At 69.1% G+C, this 18,594-nt stretch carries 15 protein-coding genes and 1 pseudogene; 4 read left to right on the top strand and 12 right to left on the bottom strand.

The features are described 5' to 3' along the window. Positions 1–53: 53 nt before the first annotated feature. The 3 genes from IEY60_RS22120 to IEY60_RS22130 are packed head-to-tail and all read right to left on the bottom strand — an operon-like array spanning position 54 to position 1,398. Entirely contained in the window at positions 54–269 is a 216-nt protein-coding gene (locus IEY60_RS22120; protein ID WP_189031588.1) for a DUF397 domain-containing protein, read from the bottom strand. After that, the gene (locus IEY60_RS22125) at positions 266–484 is read right to left on the bottom strand and encodes a DUF397 domain-containing protein (protein WP_189031590.1); all 219 of its coding nucleotides are present in this window, start codon (positions 482–484) and stop codon (positions 266–268) included. Before IEY60_RS22125 ends, IEY60_RS22120 begins: the two co-directional genes overlap by 4 nt. Next, on the bottom strand, positions 481–1,398 hold the full coding sequence (locus IEY60_RS22130; protein WP_229740033.1) for a helix-turn-helix domain-containing protein: 918 nt from the start codon (positions 1,396–1,398) through the stop codon (positions 481–483). The genes IEY60_RS22125 and IEY60_RS22130 overlap by 4 nt, the downstream gene beginning before the upstream one ends. 183 nt (positions 1,399–1,581) lie before the next feature. On the opposite strand from IEY60_RS22130, the gene IEY60_RS22135 reads away from it, so the two are divergent. Continuing rightward, complete coding sequence (locus IEY60_RS22135) at positions 1,582–1,788, top strand: hypothetical protein (protein ID WP_189032571.1); 207 nt, start codon at positions 1,582–1,584, stop codon at positions 1,786–1,788. On the opposite strand, the gene IEY60_RS22140 is transcribed toward IEY60_RS22135, so the two are convergent. Continuing rightward, positions 1,785–2,732, bottom strand: a complete 948-nt coding sequence (locus IEY60_RS22140; protein WP_189031592.1) for a DNA-3-methyladenine glycosylase family protein — start codon at positions 2,730–2,732, stop codon at positions 1,785–1,787. The two genes, IEY60_RS22135 and IEY60_RS22140, sit on opposite strands and share 4 nt — an antisense overlap. Positions 2,733–3,023: 291 nt before the next feature. Continuing rightward, positions 3,024–6,053 (bottom strand): FAD-binding and (Fe-S)-binding domain-containing protein, encoded by a 3,030-nt coding sequence (locus tag IEY60_RS22145; protein WP_189031595.1) that lies wholly within the window; start codon positions 6,051–6,053, stop codon positions 3,024–3,026. A 146-nt stretch (positions 6,054–6,199) separates the two neighbouring features. Between IEY60_RS22145 and IEY60_RS22150 the strand changes: the two genes are divergently transcribed. Continuing rightward, positions 6,200–8,086: an ABC transporter ATP-binding protein gene (locus IEY60_RS22150; RefSeq protein ID WP_189031597.1), complete on the top strand. Its 1,887-nt coding sequence runs from the start codon at positions 6,200–6,202 to the stop codon at positions 8,084–8,086. A 59-nt stretch (positions 8,087–8,145) separates the two neighbouring features. Here IEY60_RS22150 and IEY60_RS22155 read toward each other — a convergent pair whose 3' ends face one another. Together IEY60_RS22155 and IEY60_RS22160 are read right to left on the bottom strand one after the other, a co-directional pair. Next, positions 8,146–9,126: an acrylyl-CoA reductase family protein gene (locus IEY60_RS22155; RefSeq protein WP_189031605.1), complete on the bottom strand. Its 981-nt coding sequence runs from the start codon at positions 9,124–9,126 to the stop codon at positions 8,146–8,148. A 155-nt stretch (positions 9,127–9,281) separates the two neighbouring features. Next, positions 9,282–10,355 carry a DNA polymerase IV gene (locus IEY60_RS22160; protein ID WP_189031607.1) on the bottom strand — a complete coding sequence of 358 codons (1,074 nt, stop codon included), beginning with the start codon at positions 10,353–10,355 and terminating at the stop codon, positions 9,282–9,284. A 148-nt stretch (positions 10,356–10,503) separates the two neighbouring features. Between IEY60_RS22160 and IEY60_RS22165 the strand changes: the two are divergent. Further along, positions 10,504–10,911 (top strand): annotated as a pseudogene (locus IEY60_RS22165) (PaaI family thioesterase); the annotation flags it as partial. A 247-nt stretch (positions 10,912–11,158) separates the two neighbouring features. Here the strand turns inward: IEY60_RS22165 and lon are convergent. From lon to IEY60_RS22185, 4 genes are all read right to left on the bottom strand, one after another. Further along, entirely contained in the window at positions 11,159–13,567 is a 2,409-nt protein-coding gene (gene lon / locus IEY60_RS22170) for an endopeptidase La (protein ID WP_189031611.1), read from the bottom strand. 145 nt (positions 13,568–13,712) lie between these two features. After that, positions 13,713–14,786, bottom strand: coding sequence for a cell envelope lipid trafficking protein PgfA (pgfA, locus tag IEY60_RS22175; RefSeq protein ID WP_189031613.1), 1,074 nt, complete (start codon positions 14,784–14,786; stop codon positions 13,713–13,715). Continuing rightward, complete coding sequence (locus IEY60_RS22180; RefSeq protein ID WP_189031615.1) at positions 14,783–14,953, bottom strand: DUF2613 domain-containing protein; 171 nt, start codon at positions 14,951–14,953, stop codon at positions 14,783–14,785. Before IEY60_RS22180 ends, pgfA begins: the two co-directional genes overlap by 4 nt. Before the next feature lie 29 nt (positions 14,954–14,982). Next, on the bottom strand, positions 14,983–15,759 hold the full coding sequence (locus IEY60_RS22185; protein WP_189031617.1) for an Rv1157c family protein: 777 nt from the start codon (positions 15,757–15,759) through the stop codon (positions 14,983–14,985). Positions 15,760–15,843: 84 nt separating this feature from the next. On the opposite strand from IEY60_RS22185, the gene IEY60_RS22190 reads away from it, so the two are divergent. Then, positions 15,844–16,455 carry a TetR/AcrR family transcriptional regulator gene (locus IEY60_RS22190; protein ID WP_189031619.1) on the top strand — a complete coding sequence of 204 codons (612 nt, stop codon included), beginning with the start codon at positions 15,844–15,846 and terminating at the stop codon, positions 16,453–16,455. Positions 16,456–16,752: 297 nt separating this feature from the next. Here IEY60_RS22190 and IEY60_RS22195 read toward each other — a convergent pair whose 3' ends face one another. Continuing rightward, on the bottom strand, positions 16,753–18,507 hold the full coding sequence (locus IEY60_RS22195) for a serine/threonine protein kinase (protein ID WP_189031627.1): 1,755 nt from the start codon (positions 18,505–18,507) through the stop codon (positions 16,753–16,755). Positions 18,508–18,594 lie beyond the last annotated feature (87 nt).

Below are 18,594 nucleotides of genomic sequence, written 5' to 3' on the forward strand. Positions count from 1 at the left end.
CAACCCTCGGTCCATAACCTAGGGCTACCCGCCGTGTCTTGATCCAAACGTGATCAAGGACGATCGAACTCACCGTCGTGCACGCCTGCGGTGAACGCGGCCCATTCGCTCGGGGTGAAGATCAACACCGGTCCGTCGGGGTTTTTGCCGTCGCGTAGCGCGACATAGCCGTCCGCCAGCATGGCGACCTCGACGCTGCTGCCCGCCCCGGCGGTGCCCGCCCGCAGCCAGGTGGCGCCGGTGGTGTCGATGGTGCGCTTGCTGTTCACCGTGCGCCCAGCGCGCAGGCGAACGCGCCGTTGTCGATGCCGCGGGTGAAGGCGTCCCAGCTCGGCCCGTCGAAGACCAGCGCGGGGCCCGCCGGGTTCTTGCTGTCACGGACGCCGACGCGCCCGCCGTACAGGAACGCGACTTCGACGCAGTCCTTGCCCGCGCCGCTGCGCGTGCTCTTGAACCAATGTGCGTCGACGAGATCGAAACTCATGCCACATACTCCTTCGCGACCCGCCGCAGCAGGTCTCTACTCGGTTGAATATCCAGCGCATGACGCTGGAGGCACTCGTGAGCCCGGTCGTACCTTCTGACATCCGCGCGTCGTTCCAGGTAGAGATCGCCGGTGAAGCCTTCGGCATACACCACCGGCGGTTCGACCGGTTGCCCCTTGCTGTCGGTGCCGAACTCGAGAACCGTGAAAGGTCCGGTGGAGACTCCGAGTGGAACACCGGCGGCAAACGGCAGGATACGCAGAGCCACATTGCTTCGGGTACTCGTGTCGGCAAGATGTCGCAGCTGCGCAGCCATTACCTTTGCATCACCGACGATGCGATGCAATACCGATTCGTGCAGAACCACATCGATCTCGGCGGGCGAATGCTTGCGGGTGATCAGCGCCTGCCGTTGCAGCCGCAACGCGACCCGGCGATCGAGTTCGTCGACCGAATCCTTCGGATAGCCCAGATGATTCAGCGCCCGCGCGTAGTCGGCCGTCTGCAGCAGACCGAGGACCAATTCGGACTGATAGGCCCGTAACCGATGTGCCGATGCCTCCAAACCCACATAGATGTCGAAGTTTTCGGGAATCAGATCGCCGTAGGCGTGCCACCAGCTCTTGACAGCGGCCTGCTGCGCGAGACCGGTCAATCCTTCGGCGAGATCGTCGGGGATGCCGTAGATCCGGCACAGTTCGTGGATGTCGATCGTCCGAATGCGATCGGCCTGACCTTTTTCCAGGCGCTGCAGTGTGCTGGCGCCCCATTCCATCAACTTGGCCGCCTCGGCGATGGTGAGACCCGCCTGGGTTCGCCAATCGCGCAGGTAGCGCCCGAGCTGTCGGCGCGGCAGCGTCGAGGAGACCCCCGCCGCCGTGCCGCCCGTTCCGGTCGATGCGTTCGTTGCCACAGCCCCGCTCCTCCTGTGTTGTTCGCATCCCGCCACGACCCACAGCCCCGGCCTGGCGGCGGATTTCGTCCACTATGGGGAATCCTGCACTCCCCCTTGGATCTTGTGCTGGGAATTCGCGCTAAATATCGGGATCGGCGTGTACTGACCGTTAGCCGGACGGTTGCGTGCTGTGCTTGGTTCATGCAATTGAGCGATGTGAACATGCATATTGCCGCTGCACTACTCGGTTGCGGCACCGATCCGGGGCCGATGGATGCCGAACAGGCCCATGCCGCAATGCAATTGCACCTCGACTGCACTGTCGACGAGTGCCGGGTGCGCAGGCGGGCGCGCGACACCCTGGTGAACTCGGGGCGCTGCGTGCTCGACCAGCGCGCGATCCGTTAGCGGCGCCGGTGGTCGGTGATCGGGGTGCGCGGGCCGAATTTCGGCTTGTGCGCCTGGCCGCTGAGCGCGAGCAGCCGGACCGCTCGATAGCGGTGCGGGCGTAGCGGTTCCAGGTACTCGATCATCTCCGCGTCGTCGATCGGGCGGCCGAGCAGGCTCCAGCCGACCACCGCGGCCAGGTGATAGTCGCCGACCGAGAGGGCGTCGGCGTCACCGAAGGCTCGTTGCGCGGTCTCGGCAACCGTCCAGACACCGATGCCGGGGAGGCTGCGCAGCCGTTGCGCGGCTTCGGCGGGCGGCAGGTCGGCGGTGCGCTCGATCGAGTCGGCCACCCGGGCGGCGCGCACGATCGTCTGCGCGCGCTGCGGTCCGACATTGGCCCGGTGGTACTTCCACGACGGGATGCGCCGCCAGGTCTCGGCGTCGGGCGCGACCATCAGTCCGGCGGGTCCGGGGCCCGGCGCCTTCGTCCCGAACTCGCGCACCAGGCTCCGCCAGGAGGCGAACGACGACTTCGTGTGCACCTTCTGCTCGAGGATCGCGGGTACCAGCGATTCGAACACCAACCCGGTCCGCAGCATGCGCAGGCCGGGCACCACGCGATGGGCTTCGACCAGCTTGGGATGGGCGGGAGCGAAGCCGGTGAGGTCTTCCTCGAGGCAGAGCATCCGGTCCAGACCGGCCAGGAATTCCTCGGCGCCCGGCCCCCAGGCCCGCGCGTGCGCGCCGTCGCGACCGTCCTGGGTGAGCCGGTAGGTGACCACGCCGCTGCGCATCCGCGAGGCGTGCCAGTGCGCGCCGTCGAGGCCGACGTGGTGGCACGGATCGCCGCCGCCGCGCCGCAGCGGGGTGACGGTCAGCCCGATGTCGAACGGCCTGCTCGACCGGACGGTCCTGGACAGCCCGGCCGTCGACAGGCCGGGGTCGAGGGTCTGATCGCGCACCCGACCATTGTGCGCGCCCGATCCGGTGCCGACCTGGATTCGTAATATTCACCACGTGGACCGCGATACATCCTCCGTTGGCAAACAACCGGCATCCCATCGCCGCAGGAGGTAAACCGATGATCACCAACGCGCTCAACTGGCTGCTGGCAGCGTGGGGCAGTGGGTCCGCGGGCAGCTCGGGTTACCAGATCGCGCCGGGAACGCTGCCGCACGGTAGCTGAGCTCCGTTCGACGGATACTGCGAGGCCGTCGAACGGGCAAGCTCCTGCACCGGTCGGCTGACCCGCGTCAGTCACCGAGCAGGTAGGACGCCAACGGCACACCGCGGGTGCCGGCCAGCTGAGCGGCCTGGGTTCGGCAGGAGAAGCCGTCCGCCAGGAACGTCGCTCCAGGTGGGGCGGCGCGCAGAGCCGGGAGCAGCGCGTTCTCGGCGACGGCCACCGAGACGTCGTAGTGGCCTTTCTGCATGCCGAAGTTGCCGGCCAGCCCGCAGCACCCGGCGAGCTCGTCGACGGTGACGCCCATCGCGGCCAGGATCGCCCGTTCCGCGGCGAAGCCACCCACGGCGTGCTGGTGGCAGTGCGGCTGAACGACGACCGTCTCGCCGGTGCGTCGCGGCGGCTGCCAGCCGGGGTGCTCGAGCAGGAATTCGGCGAGCGTGCGCACGGCGGCGGCAACCTGTGGTGCGCGCGGGTCTTGGGGGAGTAGTTCGGGCAGGTCGGCGCGCAGTGCGGCGGTGCACGACGGTTCGAGGCCGACGACCGATCCGCCAGCTGCCACGTGATCGGCCAGCGCGTCGAGAGTGGCCCGCAGGCGGGCGCGGGCGCCGCCGAGCTGCCCGGTGGTGATCCAGGTCAGTCCGCAACAGACGCGAGCCGCCGGGATACGGACGCGATAGCCGAGCTGTTCGAGCAGCAGGGTCGCGGCCACGGCGTTGTCCGGGGCGAACGTGTCGGTGAACGTATCCACCCACAGCATGACCTCGCCGCAGGTACCGATCAGCGGACCGGCCGCCGCACCCACTGCCGCGCCGCTCGCTGCTGCGTCACCTGTAGCCTGGCCGCCCACAGCTGCGTCACCCGCAGCCGTGCGGCCTGCGGCGGCGTCACCTGCGGCGCCGTCACCCGCAGTCGTGGCGGCAGGTGTTGCGGCGGTATGCGTTGCGGCATCTAGGGGCAGGTTCATCAGGAGGTGTCGGTGGGGGGTGCGTTGCAGGGCGATCGGGGCTGGATCGGTGCGGTTGTTGCCGCCGATGTCCTGCCAGATTCGGCGGAATGAGGTGGCCGCCAGGGCGGGGGCCTCGCGACGGGGGTCGATTCCCGCGGCGCGCATGGCGGTGCGCCGGAGCATTGGGCGGGCGGCGAGGGCGTTGGCAAGGCGGGGGAAGCGTTGTGCGGCGGTGAGCCAGCGGGGGAGTTGGCCGAGGACGTAGTGGTCTAGGGGGCGGGGGCGATGGTGGTAGCGGCGGTGGAGGACTTCGGATTTGTAGGTCGCCATGTCGACCCCGGCCGGGCAGTCCGATGCACAGGCCTTGCAGGACAGGCACAGGTCCAGGGATTGCTCGACTGCTGGTGCGCGCCAGTCGAGTTCGCCGCGGACTACCTCCTGGAGCACCCTGGCGCGCCCGCGTGTGGTGTCTTTTTCGTCGGCGGTCGCCAGGTAGGACGGGCACATGAAGCCGCCGGAACCGCGAGTGTCGGCGCGGCACTTGCCGATTCCTACACATCTGTGCACAGCTGTGGATAAATCTCCTGCGTCGGCGGACAGGGCGAAGCCGCCTGCCTTGGCCAGTGGCCGGAGCCCAGCCACGCGCAGATCGGCGTCTACGGGATTCGGTGCGACCAGTACTCCTGGATTCAGCACGTCATCGGGGTCGAACAGGGCCTTGAAGCCAGCGAAGGTGGCGCGGGCGGCAGGGGAGTACATCACCGTGAGCAGTTCGGATCTGGCTCGTCCGTCGCCGTGTTCGCCCGACAGTGAGCCACCGTGGCGCACAACCAATTCGGCTGCCTCGAACAGGAAGGAGCGGAACTTTTGTGGCGCGTCCGCGATCGGGAAGTCGAGCCGGACGTGGATGCAGCCGTCACCGATGTGGCCGTACAGCAGTCCGTCGACCTCGTATTCCGCAGTGAGTGCGGCGAATTCACGGAGGTACGTGCCCAAGCGCTCCGGCGGGACAGCGGCGTCCTCCCAGCCGGGCCACGCCGGTTTACCGTCCGGTGTCCGCCCGGCCAATCCCGCACCGTCGGCGCGGATTCGCCAAAGAGCCGCAGTGGCAGCGGGATCGGTGACGATCCGGTAGTCGTCGGCGTTGGCTTCCCGGCACAACCGCTCGGCGGCGGCCAGTGCTTCGGCGGCACTCGCACCAGCGGTTTCCACGAACAGCCATCCACGGCCGCGCGGCAGCTCGGGCACCGTCCCCCGATGGGCGCGCACCCGGTCGACCAGTCCGGCGTCGATACCCTCTACCGCGACGGGCGCGCACCCGGTCACCGCGGCGACATCGTCTGCCGCCGTGGCGATATCGGGATAGCCGAGGACAGTCAGCACAGTCGCGGCAGGCAATGGCGTGAGTTCGATCTCGGCCTCGAGCAGCAGTCCACAGGTGCCCTCGGTTCCCACGAACGCTTTCGCGATCGACGCACTGCGTTCCGGCAGTAGATGTTCCAGCCCGTAGCCGGAGGCTTGCCTGTCGAACCTGCCCAGTTCGGTGCGCAATACCGCGAGGTTGCTATTCGTGAAACCGGAAAGACCTGGGACCTCGGCGAGATTCGTGCCGAGCACGCGCTGCGTGGCGGTCCCGTCGATGACGCGCAGCGATCGCACGGTGTCGGACGTGCGTCCCCAGGCCAGCGCGTGTGGCCCACAGGCGTTGTTGCCGATCATCCCGCCCAGCGTGCACCGGTCCTGCGTGGACGGATCGGGTCCGAACCGCAGGCGCTCGGGTCGCAACCGTCGTTGCAGGTCCGACAGCACGACGCCCGGCTGGACCACCGCCGTACGCGCCTCGGGATCGACCGCCCGGATGGCCCGCATATGCCTGCTGAAATCGAGCACGATGCCGGGGCCGACCGCATTGCCCGCCACCGAGGTGCCCCCGCCGCGCGCGGTCACCGCCAGCCCCTGTTCGCGGGCGAAGGTCACTGTCGCGGCGACGTCGGCATCGTGGCGGGGAAACACGACCATCGCGGGCCGGACCCGGTAGTTGGAGGCGTCCGAGGAGTACTCCGCGAGTCTGCGCGTCGAGGCGTCGACCGCACAGGTGACCCGGCCACGCAGGGCATCGGCCAGCAACTCCGCACTCCGGATCTCGTCCACCCGACCAGCCTATTCGGCATTCCCCGCCCGGTTTCGCTGTGCGCGGAACCGGCCGCCTACGGAAAGTATTTGCGGTCAACCTTTGTTGAGGTTTTAGTGTCGGTGGGCAGGAGTTCGATGGGTGGGGAGCGAAGAGGAGCGTGGCAGTGAGTATCGAATCGGTGGCCTACAGCCAGATGTACCGGCGGATGAACGCACCCGAGGAGGATCGGCCCTTCCGCCTGGCCACGGCCCGGCGCATCCTCCGCTTCGCGGACCCGCACCGGCGCCGGATCTCCGGCTTCCTGCTGCTCAGCGTGGTGGCCGCGGTCCTCGGCGTGGCGACCCCGGTGCTCGCCGGGCGGGTCGTCAACGACATTGTCGGCGGTTCGGCGCCACGGACGGTCGTACTGCTCGCCCTCGCCATCGCCGGGCTCGCCGTCCTCGACGCGGGGCTGGGCATGGTCATCCGCTGGCTGTCCGCCCGGATCGGTGAGGGGCTGATCCTCGACCTGCGCACCGCCGTGTTCGATCATGTGCAGAAGATGCCGGTCGCGTTCTTCACCCGCACCAGGACCGGCGCCCTGGTGAGCCGGTTGAACAGCGATGTGATCGGCGCGCAGCGCGCGTTCAGCGACACGCTGTCGGGCGTCGTCACCAACCTGGTGACGCTGGCGCTGACGCTGGCCGTGATGCTCAGCATCTCCTGGCAGATCACCCTGCTCGCCCTTGTGCTGCTGCCCGTGTTCGTCATCCCGGCTCGCCGGGCCGGCAACCGGCTCGCCGCCATGCAGCGCGAGGCCGCCCAGCTCAATGCCGCCATGAGCACCCAGATGACCGAGCGCTTCTCCGCGCCCGGCGCCACGCTGGTCAAGCTGTTCGGCAGGCCGCAGCAGGAATCGTCGGAGTTCGCGGTGCGCGCCACCCGGGTCCGTGACATCGGCGTGCGCACCGCCATGCTGCAGACCACCTTCGTCACCTCGCTCACGCTGGTCTCGGCGCTCGCGCTCGCGCTGGTCTACGGCCTCGGCGGTTGGTACGCGCTGCAGGGCAGTCTCGACGCAGGCTCGGTCGTCGCGCTGTCGCTGCTGCTGACCCGCCTTTACACCCCGCTCACCGCACTGGCGAGCGCGCGCCTGGAGATCATGGCCGCCCTGGTGAGCTTCGAGCGCGTCTTCGAGGTGCTCGACCTGAAGCCGCTGATCGAGGACGCGCCCGACGCGGTCCCGGTCCCGGACGGCCCGGTGGCGGTGGAGCTGGACGCGGTCGACTTCGGCTACCCCTCGGCCGACAAGGTGTCGCTCGCCTCGCTCGAAGACGTCGCGACCCTGGACACCCGCGGTGGCGTCGAGGTGCTGCACGAGGTGACGCTGCGGGCCGAACCCGGCCAGCTGGTCGCCCTGGTCGGCTCGTCGGGTGCGGGCAAATCGACGATCGCCCAACTGGTTTCGCGGCTCTACGACGTCGACTCCGGCGCGGTCCGGCTCAACGGCACCGATGTGCGCGAGCTGACCACCGAGTCGATCCAGCGCACCGTCGGCCTTGTCACCCAGGACGGGCACCTGTTCCACGACACAATCCGCGCGAATCTGCTGCTGGCACAGCCGGAAGCGACCGAGGAACAGCTGTGGGACGCGCTGCGCCGGGCGCGCCTCGGCGACCTGGTCGGCTCGCTCGCCGACGGCCTCGACACCGTCGTCGGTGAGCGCGGCTACCGGCTCTCCGGCGGCGAACGGCAACGCCTGACCATCGCCAGGCTGCTGCTCAAGCAACCGCGCGTGGTGATCCTCGACGAGGCCACCGCCTCACTGGACTCCACCTCGGAAGCCGCGGTGCAGGAAGCGCTCACCGAGGCGCTGCACGGCCGGACGGCCCTGGTGATCGCGCACCGGCTCTCGACGATCCGCTCCGCCGACCAGATCGTGGTGCTCGAGCAGGGCCGGATCGTCGAGCGCGGCACCCACGCCGACCTGCTCAATGCCGACGGTCGCTACGCCGAGCTCTACCGCACCCAGTTCGCCGACGACACGGTCCCGGTCAAGACCGCGGTCTAGATGAGAACTGTTCCCCCCACCGCTCGCTGTCAGCGGTGGGGGAACAGTGGGCTGTCCGCTCAGAACTCGCCGGCGACTCCGATGACGGTGCGACCGGAGTGGGTGCCGTCCTTGATCGACTGCAGTACCCGGCCGACCTCGGTGATCGGGGCGAAGGACTCGATCGTCGAGAGATGTTGCGGGCGCAGCTCTTTGCCCAATGCCGACCACAGGGCGCGGCGCTTCTCGATCGGCAGGAAGACCGAGTCGATGCCGAGCAGGCTGACACCGCGCAGGATGAAGGGCAGCACGGTGGCGGGCAGTTCGGCACCGCCGGTGAGGCCGCTCGCCGCGACCGCGCCGCCGTAGCCGATGGAGCTCAGGACGTGGGCCAGCGACGCGCCGCCGACGCTGTCGACCGCGGCCGCCCAGACCGCCTTGTCGAGGGGGCGCGGCTTGGCGTCCGGGTCGAGCGGGAGCCTGCCGATGACCTCGTTGGCGCCGAGCTCGGCGAGCAGGTCGCCCGCGTCGGTCTTGCCGGTGGAGGCGATGATCTCGAAGCCGAGGCCGGAGAGGATGTCGATGGCGACGGTGCCGACACCGCCGGTTGCGCCGGTGACCAGCACCGAGCCGTCGTCGGGGGTGAGGCCGTGGTCGAGCAGGGCCTGAACGCTCATCGCCGCGGTGAAGCCCGCGGTACCGATGGTGGCGGCGTCGCGGGTGTCGAGGCCGTCCAGGCGCACCACCCATTCGGCGGGCACCCTGGCGTACTCGGCGAAGCCGCCGTTGCGGGCGACGCCGATCTCGTAGCCGTGCGCGATCACCTGGTCGCCGGGGGCGAAGTCGTCGGTCTCGGACGCGACCACCTCACCGGTGAGGTCGATGCCGGGCACGATCGGGTAGTTGCGCACCACGCCGCCGCGCGGGGTGATCGCGAGGAGGTCTTTGTAGTTGGCACTCGAGTAGTGGACCTTGATCGTCACCTCGCCCGAGCCGAGGAAATCGTCCCCGACCTGCTCGCGGGCGAGCACGATCTGGCCGTCATCTTCCCTGGCAACCATCGCAGAAAACACAGTTCCGCCTCTCCGTGTATTTGGCCAGGTTTATGCGCATCGTCAGTACTCGACGCGGCCGCCGGTCGGGCGGACTGGCGTTGGCCCGTTCCCGGCGAGTTACCCATGTCCTCGCCAAACATAGTTGAAAGGGGGTCGCGAAATCACCGGCTCGGTGGGAGGAGTTCGAGGCGCACACCGAGGAGGCGGACGGGGCGGTCGAGCTCGAAGCGGTCGATGACGGCCAGGGCGGTATCGACGATGGTGGCGATATCGGAGGTCGGCTCGGGGAGTTTCTGCTGCTTGCTGCGGGTGTAGAAGGTCTTGGTCCGGACGGTGACCGAGACGCGGGTGCTGATCCGCCGGTGCTCGATCATCTCCTCGGCGACCTCGGTGGCCAGCCTCGCCACTTCGCGGCGGATCTCGTCCGGCTCGGTGAGGTCGTGCGGGAAGGTCTCGGACTTGCTGCGGCCCACCGGGATTCGCGGTGCGGTCGTGAGCTCGGTGTCGCCTTTGCCGTGGCCGAGGACCCACAGGTAGGGGCCGGTGTTCGGGCCGAATTCGGCGGCGAGGCGCTGCCGGTCGGCGGCCATCAGGTCGGCGACGGTGGCGATACCGAGGGCGGCCATTCGATGCGCGATTTTGGCGCCGACACCCCACAGCGCGTCGGGGGGGCGATGCCCCATCAGCTCGGTCCAGTTGGCCGCGGTCAGCTCGAAGACGCCGGCCGCCGCGCCGGGGTCGTGTTCGGGCTCGGCGGAGGACTTGCCCGCCGACTTGGCGAAACCGGTGGCCAGTTTCGCGGTGAGCTTGTTGTCGCCGATGCCGACCGAGCAGGTCAGGCCGAGTTCGATGACGGCGCTGCGGATTTCGGCGGCCAGCGGCCATGGGTCGCCCTCGGTGGCCACGAACGCCTCGTCCATGCCCCACACCTCGACCGCGCCTGCCACCCGGCCCAGGGTCGCCATGATCTCGTCGGAGGCTTCCTCGTAGGCGGCCATGTCGACCGCCAGGAACACACCGTCGGGGCACTTGCGCTGCGCAATCTTCAACGGCATGCCCGCGCGCACGCCGTAGGCCCTGGCCGGGTAGGACGCGCAGGTGACGACCTTGCGCGGCTGGTCGGGATCGCCGGTACCGCCCACGATGACCGGCTGTCCGCGCAGCTCAGGGCGACGCCGGAATTCCACCGCCGCCTGGAACTGGTCTAGATCGACATGCAGCAGCCACTGGGGCACGGTTGAAGTATTACCGCACGGTACCGACAAACCGCCGCAACCCGGCGCTGACGGGTGCGGCACTGGGGTACTCGCCGCATCGGCCGGATGGCAATATCCGTAGCGCGCCAACCGATGTCACGACAGAGCTCGAAGAACGGAACACCCGATGCCGACCGAAGCCACCACCCTCGACCTCGACCTGGCCCGCCAGGTACTAGCCGCGCAGCCGTTCGCGCGCCTCGTCGGGACCGAACTGACCGAATTCGGGGACGGTGCGGCCACGCTGGTCATCGAGATCCAGCCCGAACACGGTCAGCAGTTCGGTTTCGTGCACGGTGGGGTGCTCGCCTACGCGGCGGACAACGCGCTGACCTTCGCCGCGGGCACCGTCCTCGGCCCCAATGTTCTGACCGGCGGCTTCACCATCACCTACCTGCGGCCTGCCCAGGGTGAGCGGCTGCGCATCCACGCCACCGTCCTCGGCGCCACCCGCCGTCAGGCGGTCACCCACTGTGACGTCTACGCCGAGACCGAGGGTGAGGAGCCGATCCTGTGCGCGGTCGCGCAGGGGACGACCCGGCGGGTGGAGAAGGACCTCGCCCCGTCTGCCGCGGCCGACGCCGCCGAAGACCCGGAGTTCGACGACGACGCCGATTTCGACGACGAGTTCGGGGAGGAGCAGGACACCTTCGAGACCGATGAGTTCCCGATCGTCACTGTCGGTCCGGATGAGGCGCCGCAGCTGCCGCCCACTGTCAGCAGGTAGAAAACTGGCGTAATCGTGCACGACGCGACATGCACGATTGCGCCAGTTCGGGGGATCAGGCCGTGTACGCCAGCTTGTCGGCCGCCGGCTCGGCGATCGGCTCGATGGCGTAGGCCAGGATCTCGGCCACGTCGGCGACGGGGCGGACATCCAGGGCGGCCAGCACTTCCGCCGGGACCTCGTCGAGGTCCGGTTCGTTGCGGGCCGGGATGAAGACCGTCTTCAGACCGGCTCGCTGGGCGGCGAGCAGCTTCTGTTTCACGCCGCCGATCGGCAGGACGCGGCCGTTCAGCGTGACCTCACCGGTCATGCCGACATCACCGCGCACCTGACGATCCAGGGCCAGCGACACCAGGGCGGTCACCATGGTGACACCCGCCGACGGTCCGTCCTTGGGCACCGCACCCGCCGGGAAGTGGATGTGGATATTGCGGTCGAGGACCTTCGGTTCGATGCCGATCTCCTCCAGGTGCGAGCGCACGTAGGTGAGGGCGATCTGCGCCGACTCCTTCATGACATCGCCGAGCTGGCCGGTGAGGGTGAGCGAGCGCTCGCCTTCGGCGGCATTGGCCTCGATGTAGAGGACATCGCCGCCCGCACCGGTGACCGCGAGGCCGGTCGCCACGCCGGGGACCGCGGTGCGTTCCACCGAGTCCGGGGTGAAGCGGGGACGGCCGAGGTAGTCGGTCAGGTTGTCGACGTCGACGGTCAGACCCGTTGTCGCACTGTCGTATCCGAGCGACGGATCGTAGCCGAGACCGATGTCGATCACGTCGGCACCGGAATCGGGCGCGTCGCCTTCGGACAGCTTCGTCGCAGCCTTGCGCAATGCCTTGGCGACCAGCCGCTCCATCTGGCGCACACCGGCTTCCCTGGTGTAGTTCGCCGCGATCTCCCGCAACGCCGCGTCGGTGATCGAAACCTCCTGTGCGGTCAGCGCATTGCGTTCCAGCTGCCGTGGCACCAGGAAGTCGCGGGCGATGGCGACCTTGTCGGCCTCGGTGTAGCCGTCGACGGTGATGAGCTCCATCCGGTCCAGCAGCGGGCCGGGGATGGTGTCCATGACATTGGCCGTCGCGATGAACAGCACGTTCGACAGGTCGAGGTCCAGGTCCAGGTAGTGGTCACGGAAGGTGTGGTTCTGCGCGGGGTCGAGGACCTCGAGCAGCGCCGCCGCCGGATCACCGCGGAAGTCGGAGCCGACCTTGTCGATCTCGTCCAGCAGGACAACGGGATTCATCGAACCCGCCTCCTTCACCGCACGCACGATCCGGCCGGGCAGCGCACCCACGTAGGTGCGGCGGTGGCCACGGATCTCGGCCTCGTCGCGCACGCCGCCCAGGGCGACGCGAACGAACTTGCGGCCCAGCGCCTTCGCGACGGACTCGCCCAGCGAGGTCTTGCCGACACCGGGCGGACCGACCAGCACGAGCACCGCGCCCGAGCCGCGTCCCCCGACGACCTCCATGCCGCGCGAGGCCCGGCGCGCACGCACCGCCAGGTACTCGACCATGCGGTCCTTCACCTCGTCCAGGCCGTGGTGATCGGCGTCGAGCACGGCACGCGCGGCCGAGACATCGGTGCTGTCTTCGGTTCTCACCGTCCACGGCAGGTCGAGCACGGTGTCGAGCCAGGTGCGGATCCAGCCCGATTCCGGGCTCTGATCGCTGGCCCGCTCCAGCCTGCCGACCTCGCGCAGCGCCTCGGCGCGCACGTTCTCGGGCAGGTCGGCGTTCTCCACGCGGGTGCGGTAGTCGTCGGCGCCGTCGGGTTCGTCCTCGCCGAGCTCCTTGCGGATGGCGTTGAGCTGCTGGCGCAGCAGGAACTCGCGCTGGCTCTTCTCCATGCCCTCGCGGACGTCCTCGGAGATCTTGTCGGTGACCTCGACCTCGGCGATGTGGTCCTTGATCCACTCGATCTGCTTGGTCAGCCGGACGGCGACGTCCGGGGTCTCCAGCAGTTCGCGCTTCTGCTCGTCGGACAGGTAGGGCGCGTAGCCCGCCGTGTCGGCGATGGCGTCCGGCTTGTCGAGCTGGTTGACGATGTCGATGATCTGCCACGCCTCGCGCCGCTGCAGCACGGCGACGACCAGCTTCTTGTATTCGGCGGCGAGTTCGGTGGTCCGCGCGTCGGGCGCCACCTCCTCGACCGGTTCGGCCTCCACCCACAGGGCGGCGCCCGGCCCGGTCACGCCGTGCCCGATCCGCGCCCTGCGCTCGGCCTTGAGCACGGCGGCGGGAGCGCCACCGCGCATGCGTCCGACCTGCTCGATCGAGGCGACGACGCCGTAGGAGGCGTACCCCTCGTCCAGCCGGGGCGCGACGAGCACGGCGCCGGTCTTCCCGGCCTGCGCGGCGTCGATGGCGGCCTGCGCGGATTCGTCCAATTCGATGGGCACGACCATGCCCGGCAGCACGATCGGATCGGTGAGGAACAGCACCGGCAGGTTCTGAGCTGTAGTCATGTCGACCCTTCCAAGGTTGAGCTTTGCTGACTCAACCCACCACCCCACCGGTTTGTTCCTGTCGGTGCCGCCGTTCACCGACGGCGAACGCAACACGGCCTCCCCGGAGTGATCCGGGGAGGCCGTGTTGTGCAGGGGAACCGAGCTAGAGGTTCGTGGAGCGGAGTTGTTCGGTGGGCGGGTCGTAGGTGCGACGCGAGGTGGAGCCGCCTGCGCTCATGACGCCGAGGACGGCACCCGCGATGAGCAGGATCGCGGCGAGGATGCCCAGGATGATCGGCAGGGTCTTGCCGAACAGGTCGAGCTTGTCGAGGCTCTCCTGGGTGACGGCCATCTGCGCGTCGATGGTCTCGGAGTCGAACACGAGGTGCGACTTCAGTGCGGTGACATCGACCTGGTTGGCGCTGCGGCCGTAGTACAGGTGGATGGACTCGCCGCCCTTGAGGACAGCGCCGGTGCGCGGCTCGACCCACAGGTCGCGGGTGTTGGTGTAGAAGCGGGTCATCGTGACCGGCTCGTCGCCCTCGAGGCCCCACTTGGCGGCGGGGAGGGTGAGCTTGTTGGTCGCGGCGGGGACCACGTCGTTCATGTTCGTCACCGGGATGGTCTGCCGGAAGTGGTAGACCGGCACGCCGTTGATCTCGGTTTCCTCGACGAAGTCGATGGGCCGGGTCGAGCGGGCGTTGGTGTCGAAGTAGGGGTACGACTTCTTCTCGGTGCCGATCGGGAAGCGGTACTGCAGACCCTGACGGGTCAGGGCGTCGGCCACCGAGGCGCCCGACTTGTCGACGGTGACCGCGAGCGAGCTGTTGGGCGAGGCATCGACGGGCTCACCGGTGACGCGGTCGATGGTGACCCGGTCGATCGAGGCGGTGAGGATGCCGGTGTCGCCGTCACGGTCGTCACGACGCAGGGTCTGGCCGGCCTGGACCGTCATCTCGTCGGAACCCGAGGGCTCCTCGACGGTCAGGAAGCGCTGCGAGACGACCGGGACGTTCTTGTCGACCTTGGCCGAGCCCTCCGGCGAGGTCAGCGACTTCGCGTCCAGGACAAGGCTTTCCTCGCCGGGCACATTCTTGGCAATCGTCGTGATCCGCAGATCCAGCGGGGTCTTGGCGACCTTGCCGACGGTGTAGGTGGGAATCATGACGGCGGCGGCGAGCAGCAGCGCGCCGAGTCCGACGAGAATGCAGGCGATCATCCTGCGCCCGCTGTTCATCGGCTGCCGTACTGCACGTTGCCGAGCACCGAGGAGCCCGGGTCAGCGGTGGTCTCGGGTGCTGGGATCGAATTCTGTTGCGCGCCTGCGGTGATGCCGAGCACGGCAATCACCCCGAGGATCGCGCCGGCCAGACCGCTGATCAGGCCGGGGACGGCAAACTTCATAGATCGAAACTCCAATATCCGGCGTCGGCTCAAGCGACGGAGAAGAACCCGAGGGTCGGGGCGAACGAGCAGGTCCGGTCACCGTCGGCGGTGGTCGTGGTGAGCGAACCGGTGATCACCGCGGCGACCCGGCCCGAACCGGTGTCGGCGATGGCGGACAGGGTGGCCGGACCGTCCGGGTTGATGCCGGCCGCGGTGGTGAGCGGCAGGGTGCCGGAACGTCGGTTGTCCAGGTTGACCCACTGCACGGTCATCGGCGGGTTCTGCACGACGGTAGCCGTTTTGGTGCCGAGCGCGGTGAAAACGAAACCGGTCTGGCCCGCGGCCGGTCCTGGCGGCGGCAGCTCGGCCGGGCCGGGTACGGCCAGCGCGGTGCCGACGGAATCGGAGGTCGGGCCGATGCAGCCCTTGCCGATGGTCGGGTAGATGAACTGCGCGATCCGCGGTCCGTCGGACGGCGGGAGCTCGGGACCGCCGCCGCCGCTGCCGTCGAGGAAGGTGATGACCCGCTCGAGCGTCGACTTGACCTGCGCCGGGATGCCCGGCGTCGCCAGCAGGACACGGGCCTGGGCCAGGATCGCGGCCTGCGCACCGTCGGCGATGGGGCCGGGGGCGGAGACGGCGCTTACGATCGACGGTGCCAGCGCGGCCAGCGTCTCGGAGGGTACGTTCTCCGCGATCGCCGGAACGCTCGGCTGTGCCGCAGGCTGCGGGGCAGCCATGGTCGATGCCGGTGCGGCGAGTGAGGCACTCACCGCTAGTACGAGAGCGGACAAAGCGGTCCGCGAGCCTCGGGTGCGCAGCACTGGTCAGCCGTCCTTCTTTGTGGGGATTGGTTGGAGCAGTCCGGAAATGTAAGTGTTATCCCGGGTTTCATATACATTGGAAAGGTGACTACAGCGGACAGGCGGTATGGGGGTCGTACAGTCGTCGCGCGTAAAGCCGAACGGCGCCAGCGGTTCCTGGAAGCAGCGACGCGAATCTTCGCCGAACGCGGGTACGTCACGTGCTCGCTCGCCGAGGTGTGCGCGGCGGCGGGATTGTCCAAGCGGCAGTTCTACGAGGAGTTCGAGACCCGCGAGGACGTGCTCATCGCGGCCTACGACCGCATCCAGGACGACGCGTCGACCGCCGTCGCCGCTGCGGCGGCCGCGCACTCCGACCCGGAGGCCGCGATTCGCGCCGGCCTGGCCGCCTACCTGGAATCGCTCAGCTCCGACCCGCACCGCGCGCAGGTGGCGCTGATCGAGGTCGTCGGCGTCAGCGATCGGATGGAGAACCATCGCCGGGAACGCCGCCACGCCTGGTCGGTGCTGATCGAGACCGCGCTGGCAGGCAAGGGCTTCCGGCTGCGCGGCGACGCCCAGCTCACCACGGGACTGCTCACCGGAGCGGTCAACGGCGTCGCGCACGAATGGCTGCTGCTTGACGCGCGCCCGCCGGTCGGCGAGCTGGTCGATCTGCTCACCGCCGCAGCGTTCTCGCTGGTCGATCAGGACTGATTTCCACGCAACCGCCGGGAGGGTGGCAACTTCACGCACTTGCCGCTTGCTCAACCCACTCCCTTTCCGGACATTGTGAGACCGGACGGCTTCACAGTGTGGGACGAGAGTCTGGCATAGTAGTGACCCAGATCGCAACGGCTGAAACTTTGCGATCGGCATCACCTGGGGGGATGTGCTGGTCACGGGTCCAAACAAGCTCGTGGTGGTAGTGAACCACCACCGGCCTCGCGGGGTGTCCGGTTCGCCGTTTCGCACCCATCGGTACGTGCTCGGCAATCGACCGGCAACCGGCGATCAGGACTTGCGCAGCACCCCGGCGATGCTGCCGCCGAGTGCGCCCGGCGTGCTGTAGTCGAGGGTGCCGTCCTGGCGCAGGGTGACCGTCGATGTCGCGCCGTCGTCGAGACAGCCGCTCGAACTCTTACCGGTCAGCTTCGCCCGGAAGACCAGGCGGTCGGTGGTGGCTTCGACCAGGGTCTCCGACCGCTCACAGCGCTCACCGGAGATCATCCCGGTGTTCGACGAGGTGGCCACCTTCTGCCCGACCTTGCCGTTGTCGATGGTCAGCTCGATCGTGAAGCGCACCGGGCCGTCCGCCGCCTGCCCCTGCCAGCTCCCGACGAAGGCGCTGGGCACCCTGGTGGCCGGGGCCCCGGTGGCGGTCGGCGCGTCCGTGTTTTCGGCGACCGGCGTCGAGATGGGCACGCTGCCCGCATCCGGCCGGCCGCGCAGCTGGGCGCCGATCAGGAACGCACCCGCCGCGACCGCCACCGCGACGGTCACCGCCGCGGCCACGAGGAGGTTGCGGGTGCGGCGCGAGGCCGCGCCATCGGGCAGGACCGGATTCGGTCCCGAGCCAGTATCCGGACGGGTCGCCAGGTGCCAGGCTGTCGGCGACAGGGTGGGGTCGCCGGCTCCGCCGACCGGCCGACGGACAGGCGAATACGGCGCGGGGGTGTACCCGCCGACGTTCGCCGCAGGCAGGGGAGCGCCAGGGGGCGGTGTATGGCCGCCGGTGGTCGCCGCAGGCAGGGCAACGCCAGGGAACGCCGCGTGCCCGCCGGTCGTGGCAGGCGGGACGGCGCCGGTGTGCCTCCCGGTGGCAGCCGGGCTCGGTATCGGGGTATCCGGTGTGCCGAGGCCGGCTGGGAAATCGGCAGGGCCGGAATCCAGGTCGAGCAGGCGCACCGCGCGCATGCTGACTTCCTCGAGCACCGCGGGCGGCAGCCATCCGGATCGCTCGGGCCTGCCGAATCCGGCGAGCTCGGCCAGCACTTCCTGCGGTGTCGGCCTGGCGGCGGCGTCCTTGGCGACGCAGGCGGCGACCAGCGGGCGCAGCGACGGCGGCAGGCCCTCCAGGCGTGGCTCCTCGTAGACGATCCGCCACAGCATCTGCACGATCTCGGCGGAGCCGAACGGGCCATGCCCTGATGCGGCGAAGGTCAGCACACCGCCGAGCGCGAACACATCGCACGCGGGGCCGAGCGGTTCGCCGGTGACCTGCTCCGGGCACATGAAACCCGGTGAGCCGATGACCTTTCCGGTGGTGGTGAGCGCGGTGTCCTCGACCGCGCGCGCGATGCCGAAGTCGACCACCTTGGGTCCGTCGACGGCCAGCAGCACATTCGACGGCTTCAGATCGCGATGCACCACGCCCGCACCGTGAATCGCGACGAGCGCTTCGGCCAACCCGTAGCCGAGGGCGAGCAGCGACGGTTCGACGAAGGGACCGTAACGGGCGACCGCGTCCGAGAGCGCGAGTCCGGCAACGTAACCCGTGGCCAGCCAGGGCGGATCGGCGTCGACGTCGGCGTCGAGCACCGGCGCGGTGAAAGCCCCGCCGACGCGCCGCGCGGCGACTACCTCTCGGCGGAACCTGACCCGGAATTCGGGGTCGCCCAGCAGATCCGGCCGGATCACCTTCACCGCGACGGTGCGCCCGCCCGCATTGCGGCCCAGATACACCTTGCCCATGCCACCGGCGCCGAGGACGCCGAGCAGCCGGTACGCCCCGATCCGGCGTGGATCATCGCTGCCGAGGGGTTGCATCGCGTGTGGATCCTTCGAGAAATCGGCTGAACCTGCCCGGTCACTCTAACCGCAAGAGCCGTAGACGAACTGGGCTCGCGACCAGCA

The sequence above is a fragment of the Nocardia rhizosphaerihabitans genome (genome assembly GCF_014646295.1).
Classification (GTDB): domain Bacteria; phylum Actinomycetota; class Actinomycetes; order Mycobacteriales; family Mycobacteriaceae; genus Nocardia; species Nocardia rhizosphaerihabitans.

What these genes read in the sequence shown, in the direction of transcription:
- IEY60_RS22125 (WP_189031590.1), bottom strand. Translation starts at nt 484, where the DNA reads ATGAGTTTCGATCTCGTCGACGCACATTGGTTCAAGAGCACGCGCAGC.
- IEY60_RS22135 (WP_189032571.1), top strand. Translation starts at nt 1,582, where the DNA reads ATGCAATTGAGCGATGTGAACATGCATATTGCCGCTGCACTACTCGGT.
- IEY60_RS22155 (WP_189031605.1), bottom strand. Translation starts at nt 9,126, where the DNA reads ATGGTTGCCAGGGAAGATGACGGCCAGATCGTGCTCGCCCGCGAGCAG.
- lon (WP_189031611.1), bottom strand. Translation starts at nt 13,567, where the DNA reads ATGACTACAGCTCAGAACCTGCCGGTGCTGTTCCTCACCGATCCGATC.
- pgfA (WP_189031613.1), bottom strand. Translation starts at nt 14,786, where the DNA reads ATGAACAGCGGGCGCAGGATGATCGCCTGCATTCTCGTCGGACTCGGC.
- IEY60_RS22180 (WP_189031615.1), bottom strand. Translation starts at nt 14,953, where the DNA reads ATGAAGTTTGCCGTCCCCGGCCTGATCAGCGGTCTGGCCGGCGCGATC.
- IEY60_RS22195 (WP_189031627.1), bottom strand. Translation starts at nt 18,507, where the DNA reads ATGCAACCCCTCGGCAGCGATGATCCACGCCGGATCGGGGCGTACCGG.